Raw genomic sequence first — 13077 nt, 5'->3', positions numbered from 1 at the left:
AGGAGCGGCTCACAACTGATCATTCGCGGCTTTCGTCGCCCAACACCGCGATGTTCGTCGCCGAGGAGGCCCTACGTTGCGCTCAGTGTTTTCCTGACTGCCCGGATCGTCAGGTCAAGAGCTAGGGCGCGGTTTCCTGGGTCTCGACGTCCAGAACGAGAACTCACATCGAAGAGGTGCCCCGAGCCGATGGTCAGGAAGACATACATCGCGGCCCATTCGACCGGCAGATCAGGGGCGATGGACCCATCGGCCTGGCCCCTGCCGATCACCGCCTCCAGGGGGTCCCGCTCACCCGGCGTCGACGTGTCGAAGCCCGCAGCATCGGCGCTCGGTTCGCCGTCCGCCTCACCCTGACGCTCAGGTGCAGCCTCGGCGAAGGAGTCGTCGGTGATGATCGGGTTGTCGGCAAACATGAGGGTGAGGGCATCGGGGATGGTGAACAGCTGTGCACATACGCGCTCCACGGCCTCGAGACCGGGGCCGACGTGAGGGCGAGCGCTCACGAGGGCATCCATGAACCGGCGTGCCCCCTGCCGCGCCACCTCGGCGATCAAGGTTTCGCGGTCACCGAAGTGCCGATAGAGAGTCGTCCGCCCGACGCCGATCTCATTCGCAATCTCGATCATCGACGCCCGAGAATTCTCGGCCAGCACCGACATCGCCTCTGCTACCAGGGCATCTTTCCCCAGCCGGCGCATTCCCCTGCCCCCTGAACTCACCACAACCACTCACCCCTTCGGCCAGCCTTGGCTTCAACCCATCATGCCCGATCACATTCATTGTGGTACATGCGTGTTCCACTTTGGTACAATTTTATCCCACATAGGAATTCGACATACCAGCACTCCTCAAGCTCGACGACATCGAGAAGCGCTGGAACATAACTCGGAGTAGGACCATGGCAAAGCGCGATCACGACATCGATCACACAGAGACACACAGGGATCCGACCTCGGACGGCGGCTCCACAGGGAACACCATGAACAGCAGTTCCGCAGCGCGCACGTCCGCCGAGGTGTTCGCACTGAGCCGGGCCGACATCCTCGTCGTCGGCGTCGTCTGCGTGGGCGTCGGCATCGCCCTCGGATTCTTTCTCCCGGCAGTGGGGGCCTTCGCGGCGCGGTTCCCGATCCCGTTCGGAGACGTCATCGAGAAGCTGAGTAAGTTCGACCAGGCCTGGGTCGTCATCGCCCGTCCGATCATCGGCGCCGTCCTCGGCGTGATCACCGCTGTCGTCATCAGCGTCTCGACCACTCCCCTGGCCGTCGCCGATGACGAGATCGTCATCGGCAGAGCCGATGATCACCCATTGCGGATCACCCGGGCCTCGTTCTCGACCGCCTATTTCGACGACGGCAAGCTGACCATCCTCACACAAGGGGGACACCAGGCGTACAGGGGCGACGTCGAAGGGAAGAAGGACAAGGTCGCCGAGACATTCACCTCACGCGGCTACCGGTGGGGCGAAATCTGACCAACGAAGACTGAGTTCGATCCCCGAAACCTGCGTCCACCACCCGGGCCAAACGTCCCTCTGCTCACGGGGCAACCGAGCACTTCGTCCACTCTTGCCGACACAAACGACAACACGTCCGGGCCTGCTCGCAGACCCTGGATCGGTGATCCGGCTCACGCCACCATGGGGTCATGACCATTGACGTTCCCCTCTCCCGCTCTCAGCGTTCATTGCCCCAGCTGCAGCCAATCAGCTTCATCGGTGCAGACGGTCAGCCCACCGATGTTCCCACCGATGGGCTGACGATCCCGAGCGATCGCACCCTTCTGGGTCTGTACCAGAAGATGGTGCAGGTCCGACGATTCGAGGCTCAGGTCACACACCTGACCAGGCAGGGGCGACTCGCGACCTACCCGTCCGCCGCCGGCCAGGAAGCCATCGAGGTCGGTGCCACCACTGCTCTGGCACCGGGCGATTGGCTGTTCCCCACCTACCGCGACTCTGCTTCGCTGCTGACCCGCGGGGTCCCCGTGACCGAGATCCTCTCCGCCTTCCGCGGCGACTGGCACTGCGGATTCGACCCGAACGAATATCACACCTCACCTGCAGCGACACCGCTGGCAACGCAGACTCTGCACGCGACCGGCTACGCCATGGCCGCCAAACTCAAGGGCGAAGACGCCTGCACCCTGACCTTCCTCGGCGACGGCGCCAGCAGTGAGGGTGACACTCATGAGGCTTTCAACTTCGCTTCGGTATGGCAGACCCCGACCGTCTTCGTGCTGGCGAACAACCAATATGCGATCTCGACACCGCTGCGTGAACAGTCGAATGCGACGATGCTCGCCGACCGCGCCGCCGGATACGGAATGCCCGGCATCCGGGTCGACGGCAACGACATCGCCGCCGTGTTCGCCGCCGTCACAGCAGCTCTCGAACGCGCCCGCAACGGCGAGGGCCCGACCCTCATCGAGTGCCTGACCTACCGGATGGAATCGCACACGAACTCCGACGATCCCACGAAGTACCGTGACGCCGAAGAGGTCGAGCACTGGAAGCAGTTCGATCCCATCGACCGCCTCGAGAAGCACCTGCGCACAGCCGGGGTCCTCGATGACGCGACCGCCGCAGACATCACGGCAAGCGCCGAAGAGCTTGCCACCTCGGTCCGTGACGCCATGAATACCGATGCCGCGGTCGATCCGAGCGAACTCTTCGCCTACGTCTATGCGACCCCGCGTGCGAACCTTGCCACACAGCAGGAGAAGCTCGAGGCCGAGCTGGCAACGGCGGCGCAGTCATGACCGTCACCACTGCCACCACGGCAGAAGACGTTCCGACGCCGGCCTCGGTGACGATGACGAAGGCGCTCAACCAGGCTCTGCGCGACAGCCTGAGCGAAGACGAGAATGTCCTGGTCTTCGGTGAGGACGTCGGTCGCCTCGGCGGGGTATTCCGTGTCACCGAGGGCCTGCGGAAGGAATTCGGTCCCGAACGGGTCTGGGATTCTCCACTTGCGGAGTCGGGGATCGTCGGCACCGCGATCGGCATGGCGATGGCTGGGATGCGCCCGGTCGTCGAGATGCAGTTCGACGCGTACGCCTATCCTGCGTTCGAACAGATCGTGTCCCACGTGGCGAAGATGCGCAACCGTACGAAGGGCAAGGTCAGCCTGCCGTTGACGATCCGGATTCCCTATGCGGGCGATATCGGCGGCGTCGAGCACCACTCGGACTCGTCCGAGGCCTACTGGTGTTCGACCCCGGGCCTGACCGTCGTCACCCCGTCGAATCCGGCCGACGCCTATTCGCTGCTGCGCGAGTCCATCGCCTCCGACGATCCGGTGATCTTCATGGAGCCGAAGTCGCGGTACTGGATGAAGGACGAGCTCAGCTTGCCCGTGCAGACCGCACCGATGGATCGTGCTCAGGTTGTACGCGTTGGGTCGGACGTGACTCTTCTGGCCTACGGGCCCACCGTGCGCACCGCTCTGGCCGCGGCCGAGGAAGGGGCCGAGCACGGACTGTCGATCGAAGTCATCGACCTGCGGTCGCTCTCGCCCTTCGACGATGAGACCGTGTCCGCATCGGTGCGCAAGACGTCCCGTGCCGCAATCATCCATGAGGCAGCCCAGTTCGGAGGCTACGGCGCCGAGGTGGCCGCCCGGGTCACCGAAGCCAACTTCACCCATCTGTCGGCCCCGATCCTGCGGATCACCGGATTTGATGTGCCCTACCCGTCCCCGAAGCTCGAGGAGTACTTCTTGCCGACCGCCGAACGCATTCTCGATGCTCTCGAATCCTGGGATTGGGAGCTGTGATGAGTGCCGAGACGAGTGTGTCCGGTGCTGCCGGCACTGGGAATTCCGCACGCACGACGAGCGCCCGCGATTTCATCCTCCCCGACCTGGGCGAGGGACTGACCGAGGCCGAGCTCATCAGCTGGCTTGTCAATGTCGGCGATGAGGTCCACGTCGACCAAATGGTCGTCGAGGTCGAGTCCGCCAAGTCCGTCGTCGAGTTGCCGTGCCCGTTCGCCGGCCGGATCGAGGCGCTGCATGCGAACGCCGGCGACACGGTGTCCGCAGGTCAGGCCCTGCTCTCCGTCGCCGAGGCGGGTACTGGTTCGAGTGCGGACATGGACTCCAGTGCCGGCCCTGTCTCGAGCAAGGCATCAGTTTCGGGGGCCGCGACTGACAACGGCGGTGCGAACCTCATCGGCTACGGAACGTCCGAGCCCAAAGCACGGTCGACGAAGCAGCGGTCCTTCGGTGCGAAGAACGGTGGGACGAAGAGCAGTGGAGCGACAGCGCCCTCAACGCAGAAACCGTCCTCACCGGGCCCGACAACACTTTCGTCGGCGGCCACTCCCCCGGCCTCCGATTCCGAGCCCACACCCCAGTCCGGTGCAGTATCCGGCACCGAAACCTCTCCGGTGTCCTCTCCTCTCGTTCGCAAGCTTGCGAAGGACAATGGACTCAGTGCCAAACACCTCCCGGGCACTGGGCCTGGCGGCATCGTCACCAGGGCAGATGTGCTCACAGCCATCGATTCGGGCACCACAACCTTGCCGGAACCAGCACCCACGACCGGAACGACTGCCTCGGTCCCGAAGAACATGACCCTGACCAGTGCCGACCAGGGCGGCCCCACCACCTCGGCGGGAGCGGCCCCTTCCGGGGCGTCTGCCAACCGCGATACCCGGACCCCGATCACGGGACTGCGCAAGGTCGTGTCCGAACGACTGACGAAATCGCGGCAGGAGATTCCCGAGGCCACCATCTGGCTCGACGTCGACGCCACGGAGCTGCTGAGCACCAAGCGCACTCTCGAAGCCAGGACCGGAGAAAAGTACTCTCTTCTCTCATTGGTGGCCCGCTTCGTCGTTGCGGGGCTGAAGAAGCACCCGATCATCAACTCCTCGATCGACACCGGAGCCAACGAGATCGTCACCCACGGTGACATCAACCTCGGCCTGGCCGCGCAGACCCCGCGTGGCCTTATGGTTCCCGTCGTCCACGGCGCCGATGAGATGAGCCTGCGGCAGCTGCGCGACTCCGTGTCCGAGACCGTCGGCAAGGCGTCGACGGGCAAATTCAACACGGCCGAGCTGACTGGCGGCACATTCACTCTCAATAACTACGGCGTGTTCGGGGTCGACGGCTCTGCGCCGATCATCAACCTGCCGGAGGTCGCGATGCTCGGACTCGGGCGGATCAAGGACCGCCCCTGGGTTGTCGACGGGGAACTCACCGTCCGCAAGGTCATGTTCCTGTCATTCGTCTTCGACCACCGCGCCTGCGACGGTGCCGAACCGAGCCAGTTCCTCACGTTCGTCGCCGACTGCATCGAGAACCCGATCTCGCTGCTGCCGGAGCTGTGATCAGCTGATTCGCCTTATTCTCTGCGCATACTGACCTCGGAGACACCCCCGATTCCACATTTCGGACTGATCTCCACCTTCCGTGACACGCACCACTAGCCTGGCGCAGGCCGCTCACCAGCGGTGTCCATTCGAGGCGGAAGAGGTTGCGCATGTCGGGAGTTCACGATTCACCACCGCCGTCGAGGCCACCTCGGCGGCGGTACTCATTGCTGCTCCTCATCGTTCCCGTCGTGGGCTACGTCCTGACGCCGTTCGTCGCGAATTCGATCGAGCCACGCATCTTCGGGATGCCGTTCATCCTCACCTACACGATCGGCGTCACGATCCTCACCTGGTTCTTCGTCTGGATGGCCGCCCGCGGTGATCATTACTACCGCGGTGACAAGGCCGAATACGTCCCGGCCGATGTCGCTTTCGGTGAGGATCACCCGATCGAGGAGGCCGACAGATGAGCACTTCAGCGATCATCGCCTGCATCATCTTCGGCGTTGCCATGCTCGCGACCATCGGCATCGGCATCTGGTCGGGCCGCGGGCGTGAGAAGTCACTCGACGAATGGTCGGTCTCCGGGCGCGGACTCGGGTTCGTCTTCATCCTACTGCTCATGGCGGGCGAGACCTATACGAGCTTCTCGTTCCTCGGTACAGCCGGCTGGTCGTATTCCTATGGTGTGCCGATCCTCTACCTCATCGGTTACCTCAGCGTCGGACTCGTGGTCGCCTACCTCGTCGGCCCGCTGTTCTGGACCTATGCGGCCAGGCACAAGCTCGTCAGCCTCTCCGACATCGTCGAGCACCGCTTCCGCTCGCGGGGTCTGGCGATCCTCGTCGCCGTGCTCGCGACCGTGTTCATCGTTCCCTACATCCAGCTGCAGATCCAGGGCATGGGTGCCGTCGTCAACGCCATGAGCTATGGGGCGATCGACCTCAAGGTCGCCGCCATCATCTCCTTCATCGTCGCCGAGGCGTTCATCCTCTTCTCCGGTCTGCGCGGTTCCGCATGGGTCAGCGCCCTCAAGGACGGCCTCGTCATCCTCGCCGTCGCCTTCCTCGCAATCTACGTGCCGCTGCACTACTTCGACGGGTTGGGCGAACTCCTTGACCGGCTCGTGAGTGAGAAGTCTCAGTGGCTGACCTTCCCCGGTGCCGGCGAAGGAACGTATGGAAGCGCCTGGTTCATCTCGACGATCATCCTCAACGGAATCACGATCACCGTCTTCCCCACGTCGATCGCAGGATACCTGTCCGGCACCTCGGCGAACACCCTGCGCCGCAATTCCATCATCCTGCCCTGGTATCAGCTGCTGCTCCTCGTGCCGATGATGGTCGGCGTGGCCGCGCTCTTCGTCATTCCCGCCCTCAAGGATGCGGACCTGGCACTGTTCTCCGTGGTCATCGACTCACTGCCGGCCCCACTCGTCGCCGTCATCGGTGTCGCCGGTGCACTGTCAGCCATCGTGCCGATGAGCGTGTACATGCTCTCGATCGGTTCGATGTGGGGTCGCACGGTTCTTGGCGGAGGGCTGTCCGGCCCGAAGAACTCCGCGTCGATGACGAAGGAACAGCTGGCCGCGCGGGGTCTGCGTCAGAAGACGCTGTCCCAGTGGGTGTGCCTCATCGTCGGTGTGATTGCGCTGGTGATGAGCCTGCTCATGCCCGATGCCCTCGTCGAGCTCTCCGTGCTCAGCTACGAAGGTCTCGCCCAAGTCGTGCCCGCCGCACTGCTCGCACTCTACTGGCCGCGGATGAGCAAGCAGGCCGCTGCCGCCGGCCTCATCGTCGGCTCGGTGACCATGGTGGCCCTGCACTACACGGGCCACGATCCGCTGGTGGGCATCAACGGCGGCCTGTGGGCAGTCGCAGCCAACCTCATCATCGTCGTCATCGTCACCGTGGCGAAGCCGGACCCACGGTGGGTCCCGGCCACCGAGCGGGTGCCGGTGAATGCCTGAGGCAGTGACCTAGGCACACCATCCACCGCCGAGGTCGGCCCTCAGCTGGGGCCACCTCGGCGAGATTGGGGCCCACCTCGGCGAGGGTGGTTGTCACACTGCTTCCGTCAGTGCTGGTCCCTGTTGCTTCTTCGTCGACTGTGAGTGCCTGAAGTGCTGCACAATTGTGAACAGCACCGCAATGGCGAGCACGGCATAGATTCCGATTGTCAGCGGGCTGCCCACGAGCACAGCGGCGTTGCCGTCAGCGACTGCCAGCGCGCGCCGCAGCTCGGTCTCGGCAAGGGGCCCGAGGATGACGCCGATGAGCAGTGGCGCGACGGGGATCGCGTAACGGCGCATGAGCAGACCGAGGAACCCCAGGACGATGAGGATGATCAGGTCGACTAACGACGCCGAGATGGCATAGGCGCCGAACATGGCGATGACCGTGATTCCCGCGTAGAGATAGTGCTGTGGAACGCGGAGCAGCCGGGCCCAGGCCGGGGCTGCCAGCAGGTTGATCACGAGAAGGACGACGAGGCCGATGAAGAGTGAGGCCAACAGAGTCCAGACAAGATCACCTGATCGTTCGAACAGCAGCGGTCCGGGTTGCAGACCGTACTGCTGAAACGCCGCGAGCATGATGGCTGCGGTGGCAGAGACCGGCAGGCCGAGTGCCAGCATCGTTCCCATCGCAGTTCCGGCGGTGGCATTGCCGGCAGCCTCAGGTGCCGCCAGTCCTCTGATCGAACCGACCGTGCCGAACTCCTTGTCGCCGCGCATAGTGGCCAGGCGCTTCTCCGTGCCATAGGCCAGGAAGGTGGGGACCTCGGCTCCGCCTGCAGGAATAAGCCCGAACGGGGCTCCGAAGGCGGCACCGCGCAGCCATGCTGGCAGTGCGGCACGGAAGTCCTTGCGGCTCAGTCGGGCGATTCCCTCCGATGAGACCTTGAGCGATTCCGGATCCCGGTGGATCCGCGAGGCCACGTGGAAGACCTCGCCGAGGGCGAGCAGCCCGATGGTGATGACGACGATGTTGACGCCGTCGAAGAGCTGCGGAACATCGAAGGTGAACCGCGAAGTTCCCGATGGTCCGTCGATGCCCACGAAGGCCAGCGAAACACCGATGCCCAGCGATGCCAGGCCGCGAACCACAGATTCCGATACGACAGAGCTCACCGCGATGAAGGCGAAGACCGCCAGAGCGAAGTATTCGGCGGGGCCGAACATGGTCGCCAGTCTGACCAGGTAGGGCGAGAAGAACACCACGATCGTCGTCGAGATCAGACCACCGATGAACGCTCCGATCGCGGCAGTGGCCAGAGCCGCTGCCGCACGACCGCTCTTAGCCATGCGGTGGCCTTCGAAGGTCGAGGCGATCGCCGAGGACTGTCCCGGAGTATTCAGCAGGATTCCCGCTGTGGAGTCACCGAACAGACCGCCGAAGTAGACTCCGGCGAACATGATGAACGCCGCCGTCGGGTCGAGTGAGAAGGTGATCGGCAGGAGGAGTGCGACCGCCATCGACGATCCCAGACCCGGGAGCACACCGACTGCTGTGCCCAAGACAGCACCGATGAAGACGAAGAGCAGATTCGCGGGCGTGAGCGCGGCGCCGAACCCTTCCAGAAGAAGATGCAGCTGTTCCATCACAGACCCCCGATGAATCCGGCAGGCAATGGTAGGCCCAGCAGGCCGCCGAACAGCAGCTGGACCGTCGAGGACAGGAACACCGCCACCCAGATATCCATGATCGGGTGCACAGAGCCCAAGGCACGGGCAATCGTCCAGAACAGAGCTGCTGCGGTCAGAATCCACCCGAGGGGCTGCAGCAGAACGACGAACCCGATGCATGCCGCCACGACGATGCCGATGGTCTTCCAGTCACTGTGCATCCGCTTATCGGCAGGACCCTCGCGGTCGCCCACCCGGTGCACCGAGTCATCTGAATCTTCCATACGCCCCAGATCGTGGAGCATGTCGGTGGAGAAGTTCGCGCGATCGGGAACGCCGGAGGACTGATCGGGTTCGGGCCGCCGATACACGTCGAGGGCGAGCACCACAGCGTTCGCGATGAGGAGCACTCCGAGAATCCTGGGCACGAACTCCGGACCGGGAACCGAGTCACCGAGGATGTCCATGGTCAGCGACCCCACCACCAGGGTGACGCCTATCGCCAGCAGAATGCCGACGATGACGAATTCGCTGCGGCGCCAGAAGAAGGTGGTCGCGGCGGGGGGTGAATCCGTCGCCTTGTCTGTGGTCTTAGTCTTCGTACTCATCACATTCCCAGTTCGTCGACGGTGCGTTCGGCGGTTTCGGTCTCGTCCGCGATGAAGCGGTCGAGTTCATCACCGACCATGTACGAATCCGTCCAGTTGTTTCGCTTCAGCGTCTGCTTCCATGCCTTGCTCGAATGGAGTTCGTCGATGATTTCGAGGTATTCGGCCTTGGTCTCGGAGGAGATGCCGGGAGCAGCCACGAAACCGCGCCAGTTCGCCATCGACACATCGGCGCCCAACTCTTTGAAGGTCGGCACATCGACTCCTGGGACCCTCTCCTCCGAGGAGATCGCGATGGCACGAAGGGTACCGGCATCGATCTGGTCGGCAACCTCGTTGTAACCGGAGACTCCCACAGTCGTCGAGTGCGACAGGAGCGAGTTGAGCGCTTCGCCGCCCCCGGAATAGGCGATGTAATTGACCTGCGCCGGATCGATGCCGACCTCTTTCGCCAACATGCCGGAGAGCAGATGGTCGATCGACCCCAAGGAGCCACCCGAGATGGAGAGTCCCTGCGGATCCTTCTTCCACTGGGCAATGAAGTCATCGAGTGTCTGAATGTCAGAATCAGCGGGGACGACCAATGCGGAGAAGTCGTCGGCCATTCGGGCGATCGGTGTGACATCGCCGAGGTCGTACTCGCTGTCATTGAGCGCGATCGCGCCGACCATCACTCCGCCGCTGGTCATCAGCGTGTCGTCGCTGCCCTCCTGTTGGACGAATTGGCTCAGTCCGATCGTTCCGCCGGCACCGGGGATATTGACGACCTGAACATTGTTGACGATCCCATCGGAGCGCAGCACCTGCTGTGCCTCGCGGGTGAATCCATCCCATCCTCCGCCTGTGGCTGCTGGGACGATCGCCGTGAGGTTGCTCCTCGCTGAGGCCTCTCCTGCAGATGTCGCTGCGCTGACGCCGGCCAGCACAGTTACGACGGCAGCCACTGCGGCGAACCCTGTCTGTACCCATCGTGTCTTGATCATGTCGTAGGGAACCTCCTCGTTCCATCGCCGTTCCTTCGGGCGGCACCTGTGACGCCACTCGAATTTCGTGTATACATTGAAGCGTAAGCGAGTACACTCGTATACTGCAAGTACTTTTTCTGAAGCGTCTGCATTTTTCTCAGACCATTGATACACATAAAGGGAGGCTCGTTGTGAGCACAGAGAATCAGGAACTCGATGCTGAGGTGATCGTCGTCGGCGGCGGCAATGCCGGCTTCACTGCAGCACATGCCGCCCGCGAAAGAGGACGTTCAGTCATCCTTCTCGAGGCAGGAAGCGACGGCAGTGCGGGCGGAAACAGCTTCTACACTGCGGGTGCCACCCGCATCGTCCACAACGGGATCGATGACCTGACCGACCTGGTGGAGGCCGATGACCGCCACCCCGTCAGTGAGGTCCCGCCCTATTCGAAGGACGAGTACATCGCCGACCTTGTCCGGGTCACCGAAGGACGGACCGACCTCGAGCTCGCCGACGTCCTCGCCGAGGAGTCTCACTCGACCCTCAGGTGGCTGAAGTCGCTGGGTCTGAAGTACCGCCTGATGTATGAACGACAGGCCTATGAACGTCCCGACGGCTCCTACCTGTTCTGGGGCGGACTGCACGTGGGCAACGTCGACGGCGGCCAGGGCCTCATCGCCGACCACACCGAAGTCGCGACGCAGATGGGCACCGACGTCCGATACGGCCATCGCGCCACGGAACTGCTCGTCGAAGACGGTCAGGTGCGCGGAGTCAGCGCCGAGACCCCGGACGGAGTGGTCACCCTGCGCGCCGAATCCATTGTCCTCACTGCGGGCGGATTCGAAGCCAATGCCGAGATGCGCGCCGAGCACATGGGCGAGCGCTGGGCCAATGCCAAGGTCCGTGGCACTCCCCTCAACAAGGGAGACATGCTCCGTGCCGCCCTCGATCTGGGGGCCGCACGCGGTGGAGACTGGTCGACCTGCCACAGCGTCCAGTGGGATGCGTTCACCCCGAAGAACGAATCCAACCGGGAACTCACGAACCGTCTCACCCGGCAGTCCTACCACCTCGGCGTTCTTGTCAACAATGAGGGCCAGCGGTTCCTCGATGAGGGGGCGGACTTCCGCAACTACACCTATGCGAAGTACGGCAAAGTGATTCTGGAACAGCCGGACTCCACCGCGTATCAGATCTTCGACCGCGATCTGCGCCCGATGCTGCGCAGCGAAGAGTACGAAATGCCGGAGATCTCCGAGGTCATCGCCGATACTCTGCCTGAGCTCGCCGAGAAGCTGAATATCGATCCGGACGCGTTCACCGCCACGATCGAGGAATACAACGTAGGAGTTCGTCGCGACGTCGACTTCGACCCGACGATCAAGGACGGAAAGAGCTCCGATGTCACTCCGGTCAAGAGCAACTGGGCGGCACCGATCGAGTCGGGCCCCTTCTACGCCTACCCGGTCACGTGCGGAATCACCTTCACCTTCGGAGGCCTGAAATCCGATCTCGAGGGACGTGTGCTCAACGAATCGGGTCAGCCGATTCCCGGGCTGATGGTGGCTGGCGAGATGCTCGGTGGCCTCTTCAGCCTCAACTACCCCGGCGGTTCCGGACTGGCCGCAGGCTGCGTCTTCGGTCGCCGCGCCGGTTCCATCGCCTGAGCAGGATCGCACTGTTTCCAGAGCGATCCGTCTATCGGTTCGCTCTGGAATCAGGTGTTCGGTACGCCATGGCTTCTCGTTCTCGCACTGTCGAGTCGGGAGCCATGGCGTACTGTATACATAGTGCTTGAATGCGATACAAACCAGCCAGAAGGGACGTGCGGTCGTATGAAGAACTCCGCTGCCGCTCAACTGACAGATCGCGATTCGATCTTCGAAGCGCTGAGGATGGACATTCTTGACGGAACCATCTCCCCGGGGACTCAGCTCAAGGAAGTTGCCCTTGCCGAGCGCTTCGGAGTCTCACGTACCCCCGTTCGGGAAGTGCTGAGCCGACTGGAGGAAGCCAGCCTCGTCTCTCGCAAGGCGCGTGGATTAGAGGTCGCGGCCATCGATACCGAGAAGATCGTCCAGGTCTATGACACCCGGATCCTGTTGGAAGAGGAAGTGGCCGGACAGGCCGCGATGGAGCGCTCAATCCGCGACGTGTTCCAGCTGCAGGCGCTGCTCGAACGAGACCGCGGCTTAGATGACGCCAGTGACCGCACACTGATCCGCAGCAATCTGGAATTCCACGCCGCGGTGTGGTCCGCTGCCCACAATCCCGTGCTCGAAGATCTGCTCAACAGGCTGACGACCCACTTGGTCCACGCCCCGCATTCCACACTCTCGATCGGCAACCGCTGGGCGGAAGCGCTCGACGAGCACGAAGCCCTCATCGGCGCCATCGAGAATAGGGATCCCGTTCGGGCTCGCGAGATCGCCCGCGGCCACTTCACCACCGCGCGCTCAATCCGTCTCGACATGCTTCGCCAGATGGTGCTCGAGCAGCAGGTCTCGACCCTGTCTTAGGACGTGGCCAGCTGTACGAACACCCTCTGGG

General features: G+C 63.2%; 12 protein-coding genes. 8 read left to right on the top strand and 4 right to left on the bottom strand.

The window, feature by feature from the left end; translation table 11 throughout:
- Positions 1 to 71 precede the first annotated feature (71 nt).
- Positions 72 to 701 (bottom strand): TetR/AcrR family transcriptional regulator, encoded by a 630-nt coding sequence (locus ACE03M_RS16380; protein WP_143922833.1) that lies wholly within the window; start codon positions 699 to 701, stop codon positions 72 to 74.
- Positions 702 to 901: 200 nt separating this feature from the next.
- Here ACE03M_RS16380 and ACE03M_RS16375 point away from each other — a divergent pair, with 200 nt between their 5' ends.
- From ACE03M_RS16375 to ACE03M_RS16350, 6 genes are all read left to right on the top strand, one after another.
- On the top strand, positions 902 to 1477 hold the full coding sequence (locus tag ACE03M_RS16375; protein ID WP_485935099.1) for a YqeB family protein: 576 nt from the start codon (positions 902 to 904) through the stop codon (positions 1475 to 1477).
- A 173-nt stretch (positions 1478 to 1650) separates the two neighbouring features.
- Positions 1651 to 2763 (top strand): pyruvate dehydrogenase (acetyl-transferring) E1 component subunit alpha, encoded by a 1113-nt coding sequence (gene pdhA / locus ACE03M_RS16370; protein ID WP_485935097.1) that lies wholly within the window; start codon positions 1651 to 1653, stop codon positions 2761 to 2763.
- Entirely contained in the window at positions 2760 to 3779 is a 1020-nt protein-coding gene (locus tag ACE03M_RS16365; protein ID WP_485935095.1) for an alpha-ketoacid dehydrogenase subunit beta, read from the top strand. Before pdhA ends, ACE03M_RS16365 begins: the two co-directional genes overlap by 4 nt.
- Positions 3779 to 5341, top strand: a complete 1563-nt coding sequence (locus tag ACE03M_RS16360) for a 2-oxo acid dehydrogenase subunit E2 (protein ID WP_485935093.1) — start codon at positions 3779 to 3781, stop codon at positions 5339 to 5341. The genes ACE03M_RS16365 and ACE03M_RS16360 overlap by 1 nt, the downstream gene beginning before the upstream one ends.
- A 152-nt stretch (positions 5342 to 5493) precedes the next feature.
- Positions 5494 to 5796 (top strand): DUF3311 domain-containing protein, encoded by a 303-nt coding sequence (locus ACE03M_RS16355; RefSeq protein WP_143922829.1) that lies wholly within the window; start codon positions 5494 to 5496, stop codon positions 5794 to 5796.
- Positions 5793 to 7295 carry a sodium:solute symporter family protein gene (locus tag ACE03M_RS16350; protein ID WP_485935091.1) on the top strand — a complete coding sequence of 501 codons (1503 nt, stop codon included), beginning with the start codon at positions 5793 to 5795 and terminating at the stop codon, positions 7293 to 7295. The genes ACE03M_RS16355 and ACE03M_RS16350 overlap by 4 nt, the downstream gene beginning before the upstream one ends.
- 93 nt (positions 7296 to 7388) lie before the next feature.
- Here ACE03M_RS16350 and ACE03M_RS16345 read toward each other — a convergent pair whose 3' ends face one another.
- The 3 genes from ACE03M_RS16345 to ACE03M_RS16335 are packed head-to-tail and all read right to left on the bottom strand — an operon-like array spanning position 7389 to position 10542.
- Positions 7389 to 8927, bottom strand: a complete 1539-nt coding sequence (locus ACE03M_RS16345; RefSeq protein ID WP_485935089.1) for a tripartite tricarboxylate transporter permease — start codon at positions 8925 to 8927, stop codon at positions 7389 to 7391.
- Complete coding sequence (locus ACE03M_RS16340) at positions 8927 to 9559, bottom strand: tripartite tricarboxylate transporter TctB family protein (protein WP_485935087.1); 633 nt, start codon at positions 9557 to 9559, stop codon at positions 8927 to 8929. The genes ACE03M_RS16345 and ACE03M_RS16340 overlap by 1 nt, the downstream gene beginning before the upstream one ends.
- Positions 9559 to 10542 (bottom strand): Bug family tripartite tricarboxylate transporter substrate binding protein, encoded by a 984-nt coding sequence (locus tag ACE03M_RS16335; protein WP_143922825.1) that lies wholly within the window; start codon positions 10540 to 10542, stop codon positions 9559 to 9561. Before ACE03M_RS16335 ends, ACE03M_RS16340 begins: the two co-directional genes overlap by 1 nt.
- Before the next feature lie 173 nt (positions 10543 to 10715).
- Between ACE03M_RS16335 and tcuA the strand changes: the two genes are divergently transcribed.
- Together tcuA and ACE03M_RS16325 are read left to right on the top strand one after the other, a co-directional pair.
- Positions 10716 to 12194, top strand: coding sequence for an FAD-dependent tricarballylate dehydrogenase TcuA (tcuA, locus tag ACE03M_RS16330; RefSeq protein WP_143922824.1), 1479 nt, complete (start codon positions 10716 to 10718; stop codon positions 12192 to 12194).
- A 168-nt stretch (positions 12195 to 12362) separates the two neighbouring features.
- Positions 12363 to 13046: a GntR family transcriptional regulator gene (locus ACE03M_RS16325; RefSeq protein ID WP_485935084.1), complete on the top strand. Its 684-nt coding sequence runs from the start codon at positions 12363 to 12365 to the stop codon at positions 13044 to 13046.
- Positions 13047 to 13077: the final 31 nt, after the last annotated feature.

The organism is Brevibacterium sp. AGC70, assembly GCF_057334195.1.
This window is presented reverse-complemented; position numbering and strand designations above follow the sequence as displayed.